Here is a 19,361-nt window from a genome sequence, read left to right on the forward strand (position 1 = left end):
GACAGTGGGCCTCGTGTCCCGGCCGGTGACAGCGGCCCTGTGGTCCCGGCCGCGGCGTCAGTGCTCCTGCCGTCCCGGCCGGTGACAGCGGTCCTGTGATCCCGGCCGGCCTTCGACGACATGCGGCCGGCCGGGGATCGCGTCGGACCGTCCCGGGAGTACCGCCCGAGGCGGAACGGGCGGCCGTCCGCGCGGTCTCGCCACCCCGAGCGAACGCCGACCGGAAGGCGGCGCGCGGTCCTGAGGGGGGTGAGCCGTGCAGCGTCGGGAAGACTCGGCCAGGCGTAAGGCCGACCGAAAAAGAGGCCTGCCGTCCGAGGCAGTGCCCCGCCCCCGGGCGGTACCGGCCCCGGGGCGGTCGGACTCCAGGCGGGGCAGGCTCCAGGCGGGGCGGGGCGGGGCCAGGCTCCAGGCAGATCAGGCTACGGGCGGTTGCGGTATGTCGGCGTACCGCTGGACCCAGGCGTGCATGGCAATCGCCGCCGCCGCGCCCGCGTTGATCGACCGGGTCGAGCCGAACTGCGCGATCGAGCAGACCATCGACGCGTGTGCGCGGGCCTCCTCGCTCAGCCCGGGCCCCTCCTGCCCGAACAGCAGCACGCAGCGGCGCGGCAGCTCGGTCCGCTCCAGCGGCACGGCGCCGGGCAGGTTGTCGATCCCGATGATCGCCACGCCCTCCTCCGCAGCCCAGGCGGTGAGACCGGCCGTGTCGGGGTGGTGGCGTACATGCTGGTACCGGTCGGTGACCATCGCCCCGCGCCGGTTCCACCGCCGCCGCCCCACGATGTGGATCTCCTTGGCGAGGAACGCGTTCGCGGTCCTCACGACGGACCCGATGTTGAAGTCGTGGCCCCAGTTCTCGACGGCGACGTGGAAGTCGTGGCGCCGGGTGTCCAGGTCGGCGACGATCGCCTCCCGGGTCCAGTACCGGTACTCGTCGACGACATTGCGGCGGTCGCCGTGCGCGAGCAGTTCCGGGTCGTACCGGTCGCCCTCGGGCCACGGCTGCGGGTGCGGGCCGACACCGACCTCGGTGCCGAAGCCGTCGTCGTACTGGATCGGGGTCTCGGTGCTCACCCGACGAGAGTACGGGGAGTCTCGTACTCGGGGGCCTGCCGCTGCCCGGGCACCGGCTTCGTACGGGCAGGCAGCCGCCCGCGCAGCCGCCCTGCCCAGTGGCCGACCAGCAGCAGGAACCCCGTCGGCAGGAAGACCGCATCGGCCGTGATCATCGCCAGGGAGAAGAACGGCAGCCCGAGCAGCACGGCTATGCCCGCGTGCTCCAGCATCATCACGGCCAGCAGCACGTTCTTGACCCGCCGGTTGAACAGCGTGAACGGGAACGCCACCTGGACGGCGACCGTGCCGTAGGTCACCAGCATGACGATCACACCGCTGGCGTCGAGGAGGTCGGACAGGGCCGGCCAGGGCGAGAAGTACTCCAGGTTCAGCGGGTAGTAGAGCGCCGTCCCGTCCTGCCAGCGCGATCCCTGGATCTTGTACCAGCCGGCCGTGGCGTAGACGAGGCACACCTCGGCCATGATCACGACGAGGGTCGCGTTGTGCGTGAGGTTGGCGAGGACGTCGAGCAGGATCCGCGGCTCGCCCGGGGCGTGGCGTTCGGCGAGCCACCACAGACCCTGCCCCAGCCAAAGGATCCAGAACAGCACCCACAGCCACCATTCGCCGGTCGGGGCGAAGAAGGTGGCACCGGTCAGGGCCGCACCGAGGACGCACCAGAGGACCGGTCCCACCCGGTCGGGCCGGACCGTTCCGTCCTCCCGCACCGCGCGGGCCGCACGGCCGGCGTCCAGCGACCAGACCCGCCCGCAGCGGGTGAGGACGAGGTAGAACGCCATGAGGTGGATGACGTTGTCGCCGCCGTCACCCATGAAGACGCTGCGGTTCTGGAGCGACAGCACGCCCACCATGAACAGCACGGACATGGCGCGGGTGCGCCAGCCGAGCAGCAGCAGGAGGCTCACAGCGACGGAGAGCGCGTACACGGCCTCGAAGAAGACCGTGCTCTCCGACCACATCAGCAGGGTGAAGGCGCCGCTGCCGTCGGTCGTGGGCGTGTCCTCGATCAGCTGACGCGCCATGTCGGTGCCCCACGGCCCGTCGGGGCCGTACAGCTCGTGCCGGTGCGGCAGCTCGCGCAGCAGGAAGAGGAGCCAGGTCAGCGAGAAGCCGATGCGGACGACCGCGCTCTGGTAGCGGCCCAGCGGGGACGCGGTCACGCGCTGGATGGCACGGGCGAGGCGGGCGGCGGCCCGGGGACGGCCGCGGGTCTGGGGGGTGGTCACCGGTTCGCCTCCGTACGGGACACGTCGCCGCGTACCGCGCCGGGCAGGTCCGCCGCGGTCACCGTCCACCAGGGGAGCACCCGGAAGTACGGCTTGGTGTCGGTCTTCTCGTTGCTCCACGCGGGGGCGGGGACGGTCCGGGTCGAGGACCTGATCTGTATCCGCTCGACCGTGCCGCCGTCCCGTTCCGCGCCGAGGCGCAGCATGACGATGCGCCGGACGTAGCGCTCGGAGAGATCGCCGCGGAGCCCGTTGGGCTTGTTGTCGGTGGTGTGGGAGTTCACGTAGAAGTCCCAGCCGCGGCGGAGTTCGTTCTGCACGACGTGGCTGGGCAGCGGGTTCGAGCGGATGTCGGCGTAGTCCTGGGCGGAGAGGTCGATCCAGCCGGTGGTGCTGCGGGCGCCGGACGGGGAACGGATCTCGGCCCGGGCCTGCACCGAGATGTTCTGCTGGAGCGGGTTCGGTGCGAACAGCTTCCAGTTCTGTTCGAACTCGGGGTACACCCAGGCGTCCACGGCCTTGCCGTACTGCTTGCTCACGGTGTTGGACGGGGCGACGTGCAGGAACACCATCGCCACGTGGACGCACGCCAGGACGGCGGTGACGGCCAGCGCGACGGCGGCCACGATCTGGTAAGGGAGCGACAGCGCCACGATGCCCTCGCGGGCGGTACGCCCGGATCCTGCGGCGGCCGGGTCCGCGTACTGCTCACGACCTGTGCCTTCGTCCTCCGACGAAGGGTCGCGCCCGCTGTCGGCGACGCTCTTGTCGGCGTACGAGTCCATCCCGCCCCGTTCCTTGACAGACCCTCTCGGTCCCCGGTCGGTCATCCACAGGGTTGACACCCTACGGGCCGTCGACTCACCATTGAAGTCAATGAACCGAACGATCGGTCGGTAGGGAGCCAGAATGGCAACAGCGGCTGCGGACCACACCACGGGGGACGCGACGGCCCAGGGCCCGTCCGGCGCGGAGGCCGCGACCTCGCGCGAGGAGGCGTTCGACGCCGCGGTGGCCGCCGACGAGCGCATCGAGCCCCGCGACTGGATGCCGGACGCGTACCGCGCCTCGCTGGTGCGGCAGATGGCCCAGCACGCGCACTCCGAGATCATCGGCATGCAGCCGGAGGCCAACTGGATCACCCGCGCCCCGTCCCTGCGACGCAAGGCGATCCTGATGGCCAAGGTGCAGGACGAGGCCGGCCACGGGCTGTACCTCTACAGCGCCGTGGAAACCCTCGGCACGGGCCGCGACGAGCTGCTCGACAAGCTCCACTCCGGCCGTCAGAAGTACTCGTCGATCTTCAACTACCCGACGCTGACCTGGGCCGACGTCGGCGCGATCGGCTGGCTGGTGGACGGCGCCGCGATCACCAACCAGGTCCCGCTGTGCCGCTGCTCCTACGGCCCCTACGCCCGCGCGATGGTCCGGATCTGCAAGGAGGAGTCCTTCCACCAGCGGCAGGGCTACGAGCTGCTGCACGCCCTCAGCAAGGGCACCCCGGAGCAGCACGCCATGGCCCAGGACGCCGTGGACCGCTGGTGGTGGCCGTCGCTGATGATGTTCGGCCCGCCCGACGACGAGTCGGCGCACTCGGCGCAGTCCATGGCCTGGAGGATCAAGCGCCACTCGAACGACGAACTGCGCCAGCGCTTCGTGGACATCTGCGTCCCGCAGGCCGAGGCGCTGGGCCTGACCCTCCCCGACCCGGACCTGCAGTGGAACGAGGAGCGCGGGCACTACGACTTCGGGGCGATCGACTGGACCGAGTTCTGGGAGGTCCTGAAGGGCAACGGGCCGTGCAACGAGCAGCGGCTCGGACAGCGGCGCCGGGCGCACGAGGAAGGCGCCTGGGTCAGGGAGGCAGCGGCCGCCTACGCGGCGAAGGCCGCGAACGGCGAACAGCGTGTGGAGGCGAAGGCATGAGCAGCTCGACCGACTGGCCCTTGTGGGAGGTGTTCGTGCGGTCCCGCCGCGGACTGTCCCACACCCATGCCGGAAGCCTGCACGCGCCGGACGCCCAGATGGCCCTGCGCAACGCCCGCGACCTCTACACCCGCAGGAGCGAGGGCGTCTCGATCTGGGTGGTGCCCTCCGCGGAGATCACCGCCTCGTCCCCCGACGAGAAGGACCCGTTCTTCGAGCCGGCCGCCGACAAGCCCTACCGCCACCCGACGTTCTACGAGATCCCCGAGGGAGTGAAGCACCTGTGACGACGACCGTGAACAGTGCCGCTCTGGCCCTCGGCGACGATGCCCTGGTGCTGTCGCAGCGCCTCGCCGAGTGGGCGGGCCACGCGCCCGTCCTGGAGGAGGAGGTGGCGCTGGCCAATATCGCCCTGGACCTGCTGGGCCAGGCCCGGACGCTGCTGTCCCTCGCCGGCGACGAGGACGAACTGGCCTACCTCCGCGAGGAGCGGGCCTTCCGCAACGTCCAGCTGGTCGAACAGCCCAACGGCGACTTCGCCCACACCATCGCCCGCCAGCTCTACTTCTCCGTCTACCAGCGGCTGCTCTACGCACAGCTCGCGGCCGGCGGGGGCGACCTCTCGGGACTCGCGGCCAAGGCCGTCAAGGAAGTCGCCTACCACCAGGACCACGCCGAGCAGTGGACGCTGCGGCTCGGCGACGGCACCGCGGAGAGCCACCAGCGGATGCAGCGCGCGGTCGACGCCCTGTGGCGGTTCACCGGCGAACTGTTCCAGCCCGTCGACGGCCTCGACGTGGACACCGAGGCACTGCGCGACGCTTGGCACGCCCGGGTGACGTCGGTGCTGGAGCGTGGCACCCTCACCGTCCCGGAGGGTCCGCAGACCGGCGCATGGAGCGCCGGGGCGGGACGCCAGGGGATCCACACCGAATCGTTCGGCCGGATGCTCGCCGAGATGCAGCATCTGCACCGCAGCCACCCGGGGGCGTCATGGTGACCGGAGCGGCCACGGCCGCCACCCCCGTGGAGGAGGAGCTGCGTCGGCTCGCCGGCTCGGTGCCCGACCCCGAGCTGCCCGTGCTCACCCTGGAGGAACTGGGTGTGCTGCGCGGACTCCAGGTCCTGGGCCCCGGCCGGGTGCAGGTCGAGCTCACCCCCACCTACACCGGCTGTCCCGCCGTCGAGACCATGACGGCGGACATCGAACAGGTGCTGCACGAACACGGCATACCGGAGGTGACCGTCGTCCGGGTGCTCACCCCCGCCTGGTCCACGGACGACATCAGCGCCGAGGGCCGCCGCAAGCTCGCGGAGTTCGGCATCGCCCCTCCCCGGCCGCACGCCACGGACGGACCGGTTCCACTGACGCTCTCGGTGCGCTGCCCGCACTGCGGCTCGACCGACACCGAACTGCTGAGCCGGTTCTCGTCGACCGCGTGCAAGGCGCTGCGCCGCTGTGCGAGCTGCCGCGAACCGTTCGACCACTTCAAGGAGTTGTAGATGTTCCATCCGCTCCGGGTCAGCGAGATCGAACGGCTCACGGACGACTCGGTGGCCGTCACCTTCGCGGTGCCGCCCGAGCTGCGCGAGACCTTCCGGCACACGCCCGGCCAGCACATCGCCCTGCGCCGGGTCGTGGACGGCGCCGAGATCCGACGCACGTACTCGATCTGCTCCCCGGCCACGGCGGGGGACGAGGAGCCGGTGCTCCGGGTCGGCATCCGGCTCGTCGAGGGCGGCGAGTTCTCCACGTTCGCCCTCAAGGAGCTGGCCGTCGGCCATGTCGTCGACGTCATGGCGCCTGCCGGCCGCTTCCTGCTGGAGCCGCGCGACGGCCACTTCGCGGCGATCGTCGGCGGCAGCGGCATCACTCCGGTGCTGTCGATGGCGGCCACCCTGCTGAAGCGGCGCCCTGACGCCAGGTTCTGCCTGATACGGAGCGACCGCACGGCGGCGTCCACGATGTTCCTGGAGGAGGTCGCCGACCTCAAGGACCGCTACCCCGACCGCTTCCAGCTGGTCACCGCGCTGTCCCGGGAGGAACAGCAGGCCGGTCTGCCGTCCGGCAGGCTGGACGAGGAGCGGCTCGGCCGGCTGCTGCCCGCGCTCCTGCCGGTGAAGGACATCGCCGGCTGGTTCCTTTGCGGGCCGCTCGGCCTGGTCCAGGGCGCCGAGCGGGCGCTGCGGGACCTCGGCGTCGACCGCGGCCGTATCCACGAGGAGATCTTCCACGTCGACGGCGCCCCGGCCCCTGCTCCGGCGGATTCGGCGCCCGAGAACAGCATGCTGACGGCGACGCTCGACGGCCGCTCGGGCAGCTGGGCCGTGCAGACCGGGGAAACCCTGCTGGAGACGGTGCTGCGTGCCCGTTCCGATGCGCCGTACGCGTGCAAGGGCGGGGTGTGCGGGACGTGTCGTGCGTTCCTCGTCTCGGGTGAGGTGCGGATGGACCGCAACTTCGCACTGGAACCGGAGGAGACCGACGCGGGGTATGTGCTGGCCTGCCAGTCGCATCCGCTGACGTCCGAGGTGGAGCTGGACTTCGACCGCTGAGGGGGATCCGGCGTCCGGCCGTTCCCGGCGTTCCGGTTGTTCCGGTTGTTCCGGTCGCTGTCGTCGCGCCGGTCGTTCGGATCCGGTCGCTCCCGTCGCTCCGGTCGCCCGGTCGCCCTTTGCGGCGGTCCTGCCGTCGGCCTGGCGTCGACCCTGCCGTTGGTCCTGCCGTCGTGCCGTCAGCGGCGTCGCCACCGCCCCGGCGACCGGTCCTGCCGTTCCCATTCACTGCAACCTGTTCTATTTTGACGGACCGTCAGCTAAGGTCCGCCGGGCAGGAGCCGGGTGCACGGGAGGGGCAGGACTGTGGACTTCACCTTCACCGAGGAGCAGCGGGCGGCCGTCGAGGCAGCCAGCGCGGTGTTCTCCGGCGTCGCCCCCGACGCCGTACCGAGCCCCGCCCTGACGCCGGGAGCGGTGGCCGAGGACTTCGACCGGCCGCTGTGGGGGCGGCTCGCCGACGCCGACCTGCTGAGCCTCGTCCTGGCGCCGGAACACGGGGGCGCCGGACTGGACGCGGTGGCACTGTGCCTGGTGCTGCGGGAGTCGGCGAAGGTCCTGGCGCGGGTGCCGCTGCTGGAGACCTGCGCGGTCGCCATGGCCCTGCAGCGGTTCGCCCCGGCCGGACCGGTCCACCAGCTGCTGCCCCGGGTGGGCCGCGGCGAACTGGTGCTGACCGCCGCGGCGAACGGCCGTACCGGACACGGCCCGGCCGAACTGGCCGTCACCGCACGGCGCGACGGGGACGACTGGGTGCTCGAAGGGGTCCAGACCGCCGTCCCATGGGCTCCGGTCGCCGACCGGGTCGCCGTTCCCGCACACACACGGGACGGACGGACCGTGCTCGCCCTCGTCGGGCGCGACCACGACGGCCTGTCCCACGCCGAACAGATCTCCACCACGGGGGAGCGGCTCGCCGAACTCCGCTTCGAGGCGGTGCGGATCGACGGACACGAGGTGATCGACACCCCGGGAGCCTGGGAGTGGCTGCGCGACCTGCTCGCCACGGGGACCTGCGCCCTGGCCCTCGGCCTGGGGGAGGGCGCGCTCGCCATGACCGGCGACTACACCGGGAAGCGGGAACAGTTCGGCTTCCCGCTCGCCACCTTCCAGGCCGTCGCGATGCAGGCAGCCGACCGGTACATCGACCTGCGTGCCATGGAGGCCACACTGTGGCAGGCCGCCTGGCGGATCGGCAGTGACGCCGGAGGCGCCCTGCCGGTGGCGGGGGACGTCGCCGTCGCGAAGATCTGGGCGTCGGAGGGTGTCCGACGGGTGGTGCAGACGGCACAGCACCTGCACGGCGGGTTCGGCGCGGACGTCGACTACCCCCTGCACCGCTACCACGCCTGGGCCAAGCACCTGGAGCTCTCCCTGGGGCCCGCGGCCGCCCACGAGGAGGCCCTCGGCGACCTCCTGGCCGCCCACCCCCTCGCCTGACCGGGCCGACCGGGGCCGGCTTCGAAGCGGAGGCAGCGGAGACGCCGGAGCGGCTGCGGCTTCACGCCCGGCGTGGCCGCACCCGCTCAGGGACGCCGCCGCAGGGCTCGCCAGGACGTCTGGAGCCGTCTAGAGAACGAACGCCGGGTTCCCGCCCTCGGCGACCATCGGGCGGCCCGCGCCGTCCCAGGCGAGCATTCCGCCCTCGACGTTCACCGCATCGAAGCCCTGCTGCACCAGGTACTGCGTGACCTGCGCGGACCGTCCGCCGACCCGGCACATCACATGCACCCGGCGGCCGTCCTCGACGGCCTCGGTGAGCTCACCGAAACGCGCGACGAAGTCGCTCATCGGGATGTGCAGCGCGCCCTCGATGTGGCCGGCCGCCCACTCGTTGTCCTCCCGGACGTCCAGCACCAGGGCGTCGGACGACACCGCCGCGACGTCGACCGAGGGCAGCGGAGCGAAATTCATGGGTCAAGCCTTCTCTCTACGGTGTCGGGTACGTCGGTCGGAACGGTGTCGGGTCGGTCGGGCGGGCGGCGCGGTCCGGGCGTCGGCCTTCCTTGCCCTTCATGCCTGAACCACCGTCCGTGCCTTCCGGACTGGGCGGGTCCGGCGACCGGGTCCCGGTGCTCCGGTTCCCGGCGGTCGAGCCCCTTCGGCCGCTCAGCCTCTCAGCCGCTCGACCTCATGGCCCCTTGGCCTGCCCACCTGCCTGCCTCTTGGCCTCGAAGCCCTGTGAGGCCTTCGGTCTCCCGGAGCTCCACGTCCACAGGACTTCTGCGTACACGCGACGCGCCGCCTCGTCCGCGCCGTGCCGCTGTGAGCCTGCGGAACTCCGGCCTCCCCGGCCTCCCCGAAACCTACTCCACCAGCTGCGCCAGTTCGGCCTCTCGCTCGCCGACCTGTGCCAGCAGCTGTTCGGCGATCTCCTCCAGCAGCCGGTCGGGATCGTCGGGCGCCATCCTGAGCATGGCCCCGATGGCGCTCTCCTCCAGATCCTGGGCGATCAGCGTCAGCAACTCCTTGCGCTGTGCCAGCCACTCCAGTCGCGCGTACAGCTCCTCGGCGGCGCTCATCGGGGGCTCCTCGGGCGGCGGCCCCGCCTCCCACTCGGCCATGAGCTCCTTCAGCAGTTCCTCGTCCCCCCGGGCGTACGCGGCGTTGACCCGGGAGATGAACTCGTCACGCCGGGCCCGCTCGGTCTCGTCCTGCGCGAGGTCGGGGTGCGCCTGGCGCGCCAGGTCCCGGTAGAGCTTCCGCGCCGCCTCGGTCGGCCGCACCCGGCGGGGCGGCTGCACGGGCCGGCCCGTCAGCATCGCCGCGGCCTCCGGCGAGACCCCGTCGGAGTCCATCCAGTCGTGGAACAGCTCCTCGACTCCCGGCATGGGCAGCACCGCCGCCCGTGCCTCCTGGGCCCTGCGCACGTCCTCCGGATCACCGGTGCGGGCCGCCCGCGCCTCCGCGATCAGCGCGTCCAGCTCGTCGAGCCGTGCGTACATCGGGCCGAGTCTCTGGTGGTGGAGCCGGGAGAAGTTCTCCACCTCCACCCGGAAGGTCTCCACTGCGATCTCGAACTCGATCAGCGCCTGCTCGGCGGCGCGCACGGCCTTCGCCAGCCGCGCCTCCGGGCGTTCGTCGGCCGGCACGGCGTCGTCCGGGACCGTCGTCGTGTCCTGGGGAGCATCCTGCGTCACCCGACCAGCGTAGGGCAGACCCGGCCGGGGTCCGCCCCGCACTGCGCCGGGCGTTCCGGTTCACACCCCTGCCTCGGCTTCACACCCCTGCCTCGGCCGGGATGCGCCCCTCCCGTATCGCGGTGAGCAGACCGGCATGGTCGGCCTCGGTACGGTCCGCGTACGCCAGGGCAAACGTGGCCACCGCCGTGTCGATCTCGTCGGTCTTTCCGCAGTAGCCCGCGATCAGCCGGGGGTCGGCGCTGTGGGCGTGGGCGCGGGCCAGCAGCGCGGCGGTCATCCGGCCGTAGTCGTCCAGCTGGTCGGCGGCCAGTGCCGACGGGTCCACGCTGCCCTTGCGATTCCGGAACTGACGGACCTGGAACGGCCGCCCGTCGACCGTTGTCCAGCCCAGCAGCGTGTCGCTGACCATCTGCATGCGCTTCTGTCCGAGCACGACCCGGCGGCCCTCGTGGAGCCGCTCCGGCTCGGGAAAGCCCACGGCGGCCAGGTGCGGCAGCAGCACGGAAGGTCGCGCCTCCTTCACCTGGAGCACCAGCGGCTCACCGCGGTGGTCGAGGAGCAGCACCACATACGAACGGGTCCCCACGCTTCCGGTGCCGACGACCCGGAACGCCACGTCGTGGATCGCGTACCGGGCCAGTAGTGACAGCCGGTCCGGGGGCAACGTCTCCAGGTACGGACCGAGGGAGGCCGCGACGGCGGCCGCCTCCGCGTCGGGGACGCGACGCAGCACGGGAGGGGCGTCGAGGAACCGGCGGCCGCCGTCCTCGGTCACCGCGGTCGACTTCGCGGCGAACCGGGCGCTGGTGTTGTTGCGGGCCTTCTCCGACACCCGTTCGAGGGTGCCGGCCAGGTCGCGGGCGTCGGTGTGCGAGACGAGTTCCTCGTCGGCGATCGCGTTCCACGCGTCCAGGACGGGCAGCTTCGCCATCAGGCGCATGGTGCGCCGGTAGGCGCCGACCGCGTCGAAGGCGGCGTTGCGGCAGGTGTCCTCGTCGGCGCCGGCTTCGCGGCCGGCGAGCACCAGGGACGTCGCGAGCCGCTTGAGGTCCCATTCCCAGGGGCCGACGACCGTCTCGTCGAAGTCGTTGAGGTCGATGACCAGGCGGCCCCGCGCGTCACCGTACAGGCCGAAGTTGGCCGCGTGGGCGTCACCGCAGATCTGGGTGGCGATCCCGGTGACAGGCGTGCCCGCCAGGTCGTGTGCCATGAGTCCGGCAGCGCCGCGCAGGAAAGCGAACGGCGAAGCCGCCATGCGCCCGACCCGGATCGGGGTGAGCGCCGGCACGCGGCCGCGGCTGGACTCCTCCACGGCCTGCACGGCGTCGGGGCGGTCGTCGGCGAGCACCAGATCGGCGAGGCCGGCCCGGGGAACCCGGCTGCGGAGCGCCTTGCCCTCCGCCTTGGGTGATCCGTCCTCACCCCGCCAGGCGAATCCCCGCACATGCGGAATGCGCTGACGGGGAATGCCCTCGCCCTGTGCGCGGCCGACTTCCTCCGGCACCGGCACCACGGTCTCTTCACTGCTCATGGCTCGCCGCCCCTCCCCCGCTCCCGGACACCGTCCGTCCGTGCGGCACATGTCACCGCAACATCAACCGGCAAGACCGTACAGCCGTCGCACGGAAGCCGTCTCCCCCTGTGGAAAACCTTGGCGTGGCGGTGGCGGCGGACGGTGAGGAGCACCTTCGCCGGGTGGCGACCACGCTCGGTTCATCGGCTCCCACCTGCACGTACGGATGCCGGCGATCTCCCCGGCGGGACCGCATGCCGACAGGCCCGCATGCCGACAGGTCCGCGAACCGGCGGCGCCATGACGACCGCCCGTGGGCCGGCAGTCCCCGTGCCGACCACCCGAGTCGACTCCCGGGCGTCCGGTGTCAGCGAGTGAACTTCGGGCAAGTCATGCCGTCGGGCCCGGCCTTGCCCGGCAGATAGGTCCTCGACCACTTGGCGAGTTCGTCGAGCGCCGGTCCCATCGCCGCGCCGGCTTCGGTGAGCCGGTACGACACCCGCAGCGGCGGGCCCTCGTCGACCTCGCGCACCACCAGTCCCGCCGTGCCCAGCTCGGTCAGCCGGTCGGAGAGCATGCGCTCACTGATGCCGGGGATCGCACGGCGCAGCTCCGCGAAGTACACCGGGCGCTGCATGAGCACGGACACGATGAGCCCGGTCCACCGTTTGCCGAGCAGCTCGAAGACTCGCGTCATCCCCTCGTCGACGCTTCGGCACGTCTGCTCGTCGTGGTCCATTCCCCTCATCCCGCCGCCCAGTCGCCCTGCCCGCCATGAGCTTCCAGGGTACCGGCAAGACCCCAGGGGATGAAAAAAAGTAAGTCCCTGTGTTATTAATAGGTGCATCGAAAAGTGAAGGGCCTTACGAAAGACCCTGAGCTGCTGCTTTCGGCTACTCGCCGGTACTTCTGGAGAACCCCATGGCCACGCTGCTGCACATCGATTCCGCGGTCTCCCCCGAGGGATCCGCGTCCCGTGACGTCACCGCCGCCTTTGTGAAGGCATGGTTGGAGGAGCACCCGGAGGGCACGGTCGTCTACCGCGACCTGGCCTCCGACCCCGTCCCGCACCTGACCTTCGACGGTGTGGTGGCAGGCGCCGAGGACACTCTGCGCGACGAGCTGGCGACCGAGCTGGAGAAGGCGGACGCCGTGGTCATCGGCGCCCCCATGTACAACCTGACGATTCCGTCCAGCCTCAAGGCATGGCTGGACCAGGTGATCATCATGGGCCGGACCGGCGGCAACGGCGGCGCCTCCGTGAAGGGCCTCCCGGTCACCGTCGTCGCCAGCCGCGGCGGCTCGTACGCGCCGGGCACCCCGCGCGACGGCTTCGAGTTCGTGCAGAACTACCTGGAGAAGGTCCTCACGGGCCTGCTGGGCGCGGAGGTCGACTTCATCGTTCCCGAGCTGACCATGGCGTACCGTGAGCCGTCGATGGCCGAACTCGTTCCGCTCGCCGACGCCTCGCGCACCCGCGCCTTCGAGGCTGCGGACGAGAAGGCCCGGTCTCTCGCCGCCCGTCTGGCGGCCTGACCCCCGCCGTGCCCCGGGCCGGCACCGGGCCGACGCGTCGAGCGCCTCACAAGACGGGCCGACCCAGGCCCACCGGGGCATCACCGCAATCCGCGTGATGCCCCGCCGGGCTGTCCGGGCCCCCGCCGCCCCCGCCACGGCGCTTCCCAAGCCGTACGCCGGGAGCGGCACGTCCGAAGCCGCACGCCGGAGGCCGCACGTCCGGAGCCACGCACCGGGCCCCGCGTCAGACCATCGTCAGAGTCCCGCGTCCCGTGCCAGCAGCGCCGCCTGCACCCGGTTCTCGCAGTCCAGCTTGGCGAGGATGCGGCTGACGTACGTCTTCACCGTCGCCTCGCTCATATGGATGCGACGGCCCGCGTCCGCGTTGGACAGACCCTCGCCCAGCAGGGCCAGGACCTCGCGCTCGCGCTCCGACAGCACCGAGATCCGGCTCCGCGCCTGTGCGCTGCGGTCGGCCCCCGCGCCCGCCCCGGCCGCCAGTGACTCCGCCACATGCCGGGTCGCCCCGGGCGACAGATACGCGTCCCCCGCCGCGGCGGCCCGTACCGCTCGGATCAGCTCAGCGGGCGCCGAGTCCTTGAGCAGGAAGCCGACGCCGCCGTGCTGGAGCGCCCGCAGCACGTTCTCCCGCTCCCCGAACGTCGTCAGGATCAGCACCCGGGCGCCGGGAACTGCCCTGCGTATCTCCGCGAGGGCCGTGAGTCCGTCCATCACCGGCATCTGGATGTCGAGCAGCACGACATCGGGCGTGTGCGACCGCACCAGGTCGACGGCCTCATGACCGTTCGCCCCCTCGGCGATCACCTCGATCTCCGGGTCGGAGGTGAGGATCATGCGAATTCCCGCGCGGATCAGCGGCTCGTCGTCGGCGATCACCACTCTGATACGCCGCTGCGCCGCCTCGGTCGGACCTGTCACACGCACTCCCACACCTGCTGCCCGGCGCCCGTTCGGACGGACGCCGTCGCCGCTATGCCTCGTAGGCCTTCTTCTCGATCAGCTTGCCGTCCTTGAAGCAGAAGCGGAACACCGGCTCGGCGTCCCAGGTGGAACCCGTCTCCGTGGACAGCAGCACCAGGCACTCGGAGCCCTTCGGAGGCGTCGGCCCCCGGTCCACGTCGGCGGTCAGCCAGGGCGCGCCCTCCGGCAGCTCGGCCCGCACCGACTTCTCCGACGCACCCACGGTGATCCCGTCGTACGCGGTCCGGTCGATCATGCCCTTGCTCGCCTCCCCGAACAGGAAGAACATGCCGAAGCCCCCCGCGACCACCAGCAGCAGCAACACGCCGAAGGCGATCCCGCAGCCGATCGCTATCCCGGTCCCTGTGCCCCGCTGCGTACCACTCATCGCCAACTCCCTCTCCCAGACAGTCCAGTCGAACTCCGGACCACCCTTGCGGAGAGGGACCGCCGGCGACTGCTGCCGGAAGTCGTCGGCCATATCGACGATCGGCGCGAACCGCGGCCCGCCGCCCGGCCCGCCCCGGCCCCAGGGCGACCCCTGCGGCCCGTACGGCAGTACGCCGGCGACCCGGAAGCCGCCGCCCTCGACGGCGCCCGCGTACACCATGCCGCCCACGAGACGCGCCCGTTCCCGCAGGCCGGTGAGGCCCTGCCCACCGCTGACCACGTCCGCCGCGGGTGCCTCGCCCGGGCCGTTGGCGATCTCGACGACGAGCGAGTCGGGCTCGTACCTCAGTTCCACGGTGATCGCGGCGCCCGGTGCGTGCTTGTACGCGTTGGTGAGCGCCTCCTGCACGATCCTGTACGCCGCGTGGTCGGCGGCCGCGGCAAGCACCCGGGGCTCCCCGGCGACCCGCAGCTCCACCGCGGTACCGGCCGTACGGGACGCCTCGACGAGGCCCTCGATCCCGGCGGCCCCCCGCGCCACCGGGTGGGAGTCGTCCGTGCCGGCCGGGGCCTCCACCCCGTCCCGCAGGATGCCGACGACGGCACGCAGTTCGTGCATCGCGGCCACCGAGGCGTCCCGCAGGACCCCGACCGCCTCCCGCTGACGGTCCGTCAGCCCCCGGTCGACCTCCAGCGCACCGGTGTGCACGGAGATCAGCGCCAGCTGGTGCCCCAAGCTGTCGTGCATGTCCTGGGCGATGCGCTGGCGTTCCCGCAGCCGCGCCTCCTGCTCCACCATGGCGCGCTCGCGCAGCAGTTGGAAGTTGCGCTCCTGCAGGGCGTGCAGCAGCGAGCGGCGTTGCGTCCAGTAGCGGCTGGCGAGGCCGGGCACCACGGTCGTCGCCAGGAAGTAGAGGGTGCTGAACAGGGCGGTGATCAGCGGCCTGCTCTCCGACCACTGCACGGCGATGCTGACGCCCGCGAATCCGATGTACGACGCCGTGAACGCGCCGAGCGCCCGCCCCGCGCCCACGATCCTGCGGCCCGCCGACCAGCCTGCCAGGATCGGCAGCGGTGCGAGCCCCTCGATGCCCCCGCCGAGGAACCCGGACAGCACGAGCACGGTCGCGGGCAGGCTCCGCCGCACCAGCGACAGCACGGCCACGAGCAGTGCGACGACGGTGACCCGCAGCGGCGACTCCTGCACCAGTGTCTCGATGCCGGCGGCTATCAGCGCCACCATGAAGGCGAGCACCAGTTCGCCGGCGAGCCGCCGCCGGGACCACAGCCCCGGCGCCGCCAGCAACTCCCACCCCGCGCGAGCCTTGGTTCGGATTCTCGTTCGGACCTTCATCACAGCGTCCACGGCGCAGAGCCTATGCAGCGACCCCCGCCGTCGGCCGCCCACTTTCGTAGCCCGCTGTCCCGACGAAGGTCTCCAGTCGTCCGCGCCGAAAGTCGCGTGCGGCGTCTCCGGCGGTCGCACGTCCGCGTCTTCTCCGGCGAAGGCCGCACTCCGGGCGCCCGCCCCAGGCAATGGCCGTGCATCCGGCGGCGCCCCGCCTCGCCGCCCAACCGTCCGCCACGACTGCTCATTCCCCGGCAGCTTCCCCGGCCCCGTCCTCAACGGCCCCGGCGGCCTCGACCGCGTCCTCTGCTGCGCCCTCGGCCGCGAGCAGCGGCGCCAGCAGGGCGAGCGCGTCCAGGACCGCACGCGCGTCCGGCGTACCGTCGGGATCGACCAGCCACTGGAGCATCAGTCCGTCGCACAGGGCGATCAGCACCGATGCGATGGCCTCGGAACCGGCCGGAAGCTCGACCCCCTGCTCCGCGCAGGCGTCGGCGACCATCGCGTCGCCCGCGCGCCGTGCCTCCGCGTAGCCCGCGGCCAGCCGTTCGCGGAGCGCCGCGGACCGCACGGCCGGCGCGAACGCCTCCACGTAGGACACCACCAGCGGGCGCAGTTCCTCGAACGAATCGACCAGCGCGACCACCGCCGATTCCAGCTGCGCCCCCGCCCCCTCGCCGGCTCTCGCGGACACCGCCACCCGCACCCGCTCCGTCCAGACGGCGAAGCACCGGCCCAGCGCCTCGTCGAGCAGCCCGTCCATCCCGCCGAAGTGATAGCCGATCGAACCGAGGCTGGCGCCGGACGCCTCCGCCACATCACGGGCCGTGGTGCGGGCGTACCCCTTCTTCTGCAGGCAGAGCAGCGCCCCGCTGAGGAGCTTGTCGCGGTGGCTTTTCGATGACGGCTGCTTCGGCACGTACCCATGCTATACAACCGTGCTGCACGAACGTACAGTACAGATGTACAGCACGAACGTTCAGCGCCGCCGTACAGAGGGCCCTTCAGGAGCACGTCGGGCACAGCAACGTCAGGCACAGCACGTCAGGCACAGTCCGGGTCCACGCGACCTCATCGACGAGGAGCACGCCGATGACTCCAGCCCCATTGCCTCCCGGTCCCCGGCTGCCCGCCCTGGTGCAGACCGTGATGTTCCTCGCCGCGCCCGGCCGGGCCACCCGCGCCGCCCAGCGCCGCTACGGACCGGCGATCCGCGTCCGCTTCCTCGGCTTCCCGCCCGAGGTCCTCGTGGCGAACGCCCGGCTGGCCGAGCAGGTCTACGCGGTCGACTCCGGCGGCGGACGCGCGGGAGAGGTGCGGCGGCAGTTCCTGGAGCCACTGGTCGGCAGGCATTCGCTGCTCAGCCTGGACGGCGACCCGTGGTGGCGGCACCGCCGGCTGCTCGGCCCGCCCCTGCACGGCAAGGCCATCGCCCGCTACCGCGAGGAGATCGCGGAGATCGCGGCCGCCGAGATCGAGCGCTGGCCCCGGGACCGCCCCTTCGCCCTGCGCGACGGCATGCAGAACATCACGCTGGAGGTCATCCTGCGCCTGGTGTTCGGCATCCGTGACGCCGCCCGCCTCGACCGGCTCCGCTCGCTCGTTCCCGAGCTGGTGGAGGTCGCCGGCTCGGCAGCCCTGATCATGACGCCGCCACGGATCACCGCGTGGACGCACAGCTCGCCCCTGCTGCGCCGCATGGGTTTCCTGCCCACCACCCGGTTCCTCCGGGTACGCGAGGCCGTCGACGCCATCCTTTACGACGAGATCGCACGGCGCCGCGCCGACCCCCTCCCTGGCGCCACCGACGTGCTGTCCCGGCTCCTCGAAGCCCGCGACGAAGAGGGCCGGCCCCTCAGCGACCAGGAGCTGCGCGACGAGCTGATCACCCTGCTCGAAGCCGGTCACGAGACCACCGCCACCGGGCTCGCCTGGGCTTTCGAGCGACTGCTGCGCACCCCCCGGGTCCTCGCCGAGCTGCGCGCCGAACTGGAGGCCGGCAGCGGCGAGCGCTACCTGGAAGCCGTGGTCAAAGAGGCCCTGCGCTCCCGGCCCGTGGTCTACGACGCCCCGCGCCTGCTGGACGCACCCCTGGAACTGGGCGCGTACGAAGTCCCGGCGGGCTGGTACGCCGCACCGATGATCTCCCTCATCCACCGCGACCCCGAGGCCTTCCCCCGGCCCGACGAGTTCCGCCCCGAGCGGTTCCTGGGCGAGGACGCCGGCCGGGCCCAGAAGGCGTGGATGCCGTTCGGTGGCGGGCGACGCTACTGCGTGGGCGCGCAACTCGCCCTGCTGGAGATGAAGGTGATCATCCGTGAGGTGCTGGGCCGCATCGATCTGACCGTGCCCGACGCCGCTCCGGAGCCGCCGCGCATGCGGCACGTCACGCTGGTGCCGAGGCACGGCACCCGGGTCATGGCACGGGGCGCGGCCGTGTCGGGGAAGCGGCGGCGGACCGTGACCGTACAGGAGGAGATCCTCGGGGTGACGCCCGAGGACGTCTGGGCCTCGGTCGCCGACGTGACGAGGATGGGCGAGTGGAGCCCCGAGTGCACCGGCGGCAGCTGGCTCGACGGCGCCACGCACGCCGCCGTGGGCGTCCGCTTCACGGGCACCAACCGCAAGGACCGTGTCCGCTGGACCACCCGGTGCACCATCACCCGAGCCGAACCGGGCCGCGCGCTCGCCTGGGACGTCTCGCTCGGCCTGCCCATCGCCCGGTGGAGCTTCACCTTCGCCGCGACCGAGAAGGGCACGCTCGTCACCCAGACCTGGCACGATCTGCGCACCGGCCCGTTCGGCGGCCTCGCGATCCGCGTGAGCGAGAGCGCCCTGCGCACGGGCCCCCGTGCCGACCACAACGAACGCTCCATGCGCAGCACGCTGGCAGCACTCAAGCACCATCTGGAGTCCCCGCGGCAGCCGGCGGAACACGAGGCGACGGGCTCGGGATGAACGGCCTCCCCCGCACACCGCGGGGGAGGGACCCGGCCGCGGGCGAACCGGGGCACCGCACCGGGAGCGAAGCCAGGGCGGGCAGTTGCTCGATGTGGTGGACTCCTGCCGGCCGGGTGCCGGTCAGCAGTTCCCGGTTGACGTACGCCGCGACCAGCCCGGCGACGCGGCTCTGTGCGCGTCCGGCGACGGCATACGCCACGTGGTGGTCCCCGCGTCGGGCGTCGGCCCGTACGGCGAAGCCGTCGCCACCGATGTGGACCCGCCGGAAGACGCCGGTCAGGGCCCGCCGCACCACCGGCCACCGGGCAGCCCGGCGCAGCCCGAACAGTGCGGAGGTCAGCGGCCCCGAGTCCAGGCACAGACGGGTGGTCACCTGCCCGGCGCCGAGCGTACGCGGCAGCGTGTGCTGGTCGGAGAAGGGAAACGGGTGCGCGGTACGCGTGCCGTATCCGGGCAGCTAGGTCCGGGGCGGGCCGCCGGCCGGTGGTTCGGCCAGGCCCTGGACCGTCCAGCGCACCGCGTCGATGCCGTGCCGCTCGCCGGCACCCAGCAGGACCGTGAGGTCGATGCGCTCCGCGCCGCCGACGGCCTCGTGGGCGCGGCGCGCAAGGAGGTCGGTCAGTCCGGACCCACGGGTCCCTGCACCACGGCCACGACGGCGATTCGGCAGCCGACATCGCGCTGACGGTCCTCGGCCCGGAAACGTACGGCCTGCTCGT

General features: G+C 72.1%; 20 protein-coding genes. 9 read left to right on the plus strand and 11 right to left on the minus strand.

The features are described from left to right. Window positions 1–417 precede the first annotated feature (417 nt). From ACZ4Z5_RS03280 to ACZ4Z5_RS03290, 3 genes are read right to left on the minus strand one after another with little or no spacing between them, the layout of a single operon-like run. Window positions 418–1,077, minus strand: coding sequence for a TrmH family RNA methyltransferase (locus ACZ4Z5_RS03280; RefSeq protein ID WP_468255910.1), 660 nt, complete (start codon window positions 1,075–1,077; stop codon window positions 418–420). After that, on the minus strand, window positions 1,074–2,306 hold the full coding sequence (locus tag ACZ4Z5_RS03285) for an HTTM domain-containing protein (protein WP_468255913.1): 1,233 nt from the start codon (window positions 2,304–2,306) through the stop codon (window positions 1,074–1,076). Before ACZ4Z5_RS03285 ends, ACZ4Z5_RS03280 begins: the two co-directional genes overlap by 4 nt. Next, on the minus strand, window positions 2,303–3,091 hold the full coding sequence (locus ACZ4Z5_RS03290; RefSeq protein ID WP_468255915.1) for a DUF5819 family protein: 789 nt from the start codon (window positions 3,089–3,091) through the stop codon (window positions 2,303–2,305). Before ACZ4Z5_RS03290 ends, ACZ4Z5_RS03285 begins: the two co-directional genes overlap by 4 nt. A gap of 124 nt (window positions 3,092–3,215) precedes the next feature. Here ACZ4Z5_RS03290 and paaA point away from each other — a divergent pair, with 124 nt between their 5' ends. The 6 genes from paaA (at window position 3,216) to ACZ4Z5_RS03320 (ending at window position 8,228) form a co-directional block, all read left to right on the plus strand. Next, a complete protein-coding gene (gene paaA / locus ACZ4Z5_RS03295; RefSeq protein WP_468255917.1) occupies window positions 3,216–4,232 on the plus strand; it encodes a 1,2-phenylacetyl-CoA epoxidase subunit PaaA in 1,017 nt (338 codons plus the stop codon). Then, a complete protein-coding gene (paaB, locus tag ACZ4Z5_RS03300; RefSeq protein WP_468255920.1) occupies window positions 4,229–4,519 on the plus strand; it encodes a 1,2-phenylacetyl-CoA epoxidase subunit PaaB in 291 nt (96 codons plus the stop codon). Before paaA ends, paaB begins: the two co-directional genes overlap by 4 nt. Beyond that, window positions 4,516–5,232 carry a 1,2-phenylacetyl-CoA epoxidase subunit PaaC gene (gene paaC, locus ACZ4Z5_RS03305; protein WP_468255922.1) on the plus strand — a complete coding sequence of 239 codons (717 nt, stop codon included), beginning with the start codon at window positions 4,516–4,518 and terminating at the stop codon, window positions 5,230–5,232. The genes paaB and paaC overlap by 4 nt, the downstream gene beginning before the upstream one ends. After that, entirely contained in the window at window positions 5,226–5,735 is a 510-nt protein-coding gene (gene paaD / locus ACZ4Z5_RS03310) for a 1,2-phenylacetyl-CoA epoxidase subunit PaaD (RefSeq protein ID WP_468255925.1), read from the plus strand. The genes paaC and paaD overlap by 7 nt, the downstream gene beginning before the upstream one ends. After that, window positions 5,736–6,788, plus strand: a complete 1,053-nt coding sequence (locus ACZ4Z5_RS03315; protein ID WP_468255927.1) for a 2Fe-2S iron-sulfur cluster-binding protein — start codon at window positions 5,736–5,738, stop codon at window positions 6,786–6,788. It begins immediately after the preceding gene. Window positions 6,789–7,094: 306 nt separating this feature from the next. Continuing rightward, window positions 7,095–8,228 carry an acyl-CoA dehydrogenase family protein gene (locus ACZ4Z5_RS03320; RefSeq protein ID WP_468255930.1) on the plus strand — a complete coding sequence of 378 codons (1,134 nt, stop codon included), beginning with the start codon at window positions 7,095–7,097 and terminating at the stop codon, window positions 8,226–8,228. Between the two features lie 129 nt (window positions 8,229–8,357). Here ACZ4Z5_RS03320 and ACZ4Z5_RS03325 read toward each other — a convergent pair whose 3' ends face one another. From ACZ4Z5_RS03325 to ACZ4Z5_RS03340, 4 genes are all read right to left on the minus strand, one after another. Next, window positions 8,358–8,702, minus strand: a complete 345-nt coding sequence (locus ACZ4Z5_RS03325; protein WP_468255932.1) for a rhodanese-like domain-containing protein — start codon at window positions 8,700–8,702, stop codon at window positions 8,358–8,360. A gap of 392 nt (window positions 8,703–9,094) precedes the next feature. Then, on the minus strand, window positions 9,095–9,928 hold the full coding sequence (locus ACZ4Z5_RS03330) for a J domain-containing protein (RefSeq protein WP_468255935.1): 834 nt from the start codon (window positions 9,926–9,928) through the stop codon (window positions 9,095–9,097). Window positions 9,929–10,007: 79 nt separating this feature from the next. Next, complete coding sequence (locus ACZ4Z5_RS03335; RefSeq protein ID WP_468255938.1) at window positions 10,008–11,462, minus strand: DUF2252 domain-containing protein; 1,455 nt, start codon at window positions 11,460–11,462, stop codon at window positions 10,008–10,010. Window positions 11,463–11,811: 349 nt separating this feature from the next. Beyond that, complete coding sequence (locus tag ACZ4Z5_RS03340; protein ID WP_468255941.1) at window positions 11,812–12,183, minus strand: winged helix-turn-helix transcriptional regulator; 372 nt, start codon at window positions 12,181–12,183, stop codon at window positions 11,812–11,814. A gap of 182 nt (window positions 12,184–12,365) precedes the next feature. Between ACZ4Z5_RS03340 and ACZ4Z5_RS03345 the strand changes: the two genes are divergently transcribed. Continuing rightward, entirely contained in the window at window positions 12,366–12,980 is a 615-nt protein-coding gene (locus ACZ4Z5_RS03345) for an FMN-dependent NADH-azoreductase (protein ID WP_468255943.1), read from the plus strand. A gap of 237 nt (window positions 12,981–13,217) precedes the next feature. Here the strand turns inward: ACZ4Z5_RS03345 and ACZ4Z5_RS03350 are convergent, their stop codons facing one another. From ACZ4Z5_RS03350 to ACZ4Z5_RS03360, 3 genes are all read right to left on the minus strand, one after another. Beyond that, window positions 13,218–13,901, minus strand: coding sequence for a response regulator transcription factor (locus ACZ4Z5_RS03350; RefSeq protein WP_468255946.1), 684 nt, complete (start codon window positions 13,899–13,901; stop codon window positions 13,218–13,220). 52 nt (window positions 13,902–13,953) lie between these two features. Then, entirely contained in the window at window positions 13,954–15,687 is a 1,734-nt protein-coding gene (locus tag ACZ4Z5_RS03355; protein ID WP_468256607.1) for a sensor histidine kinase, read from the minus strand. Window positions 15,688–15,925: 238 nt separating this feature from the next. Beyond that, window positions 15,926–16,600 carry a TetR/AcrR family transcriptional regulator gene (locus ACZ4Z5_RS03360; RefSeq protein ID WP_468255948.1) on the minus strand — a complete coding sequence of 225 codons (675 nt, stop codon included), beginning with the start codon at window positions 16,598–16,600 and terminating at the stop codon, window positions 15,926–15,928. Window positions 16,601–16,773: 173 nt separating this feature from the next. Here ACZ4Z5_RS03360 and ACZ4Z5_RS03365 point away from each other — a divergent pair, with 173 nt between their 5' ends. Further along, window positions 16,774–18,639, plus strand: a complete 1,866-nt coding sequence (locus ACZ4Z5_RS03365; protein ID WP_468255951.1) for a cytochrome P450 — start codon at window positions 16,774–16,776, stop codon at window positions 18,637–18,639. Here the strand turns inward: ACZ4Z5_RS03365 and ACZ4Z5_RS03370 are convergent. Beyond that, the gene (locus tag ACZ4Z5_RS03370; RefSeq protein WP_468255953.1) at window positions 18,578–19,015 is read right to left on the minus strand and encodes a hypothetical protein; all 438 of its coding nucleotides are present in this window, start codon (window positions 19,013–19,015) and stop codon (window positions 18,578–18,580) included. The genes ACZ4Z5_RS03365 and ACZ4Z5_RS03370 overlap by 62 nt on opposite strands. A 54-nt stretch (window positions 19,016–19,069) precedes the next feature. Between ACZ4Z5_RS03370 and ACZ4Z5_RS03375 the strand changes: the two genes are divergently transcribed. Beyond that, window positions 19,070–19,327, plus strand: a complete 258-nt coding sequence (locus tag ACZ4Z5_RS03375; RefSeq protein WP_468255956.1) for a hypothetical protein — start codon at window positions 19,070–19,072, stop codon at window positions 19,325–19,327. Window positions 19,328–19,361 lie beyond the last annotated feature (34 nt).

This window comes from Streptomyces sp. NPDC030222 (assembly GCF_055573115.1).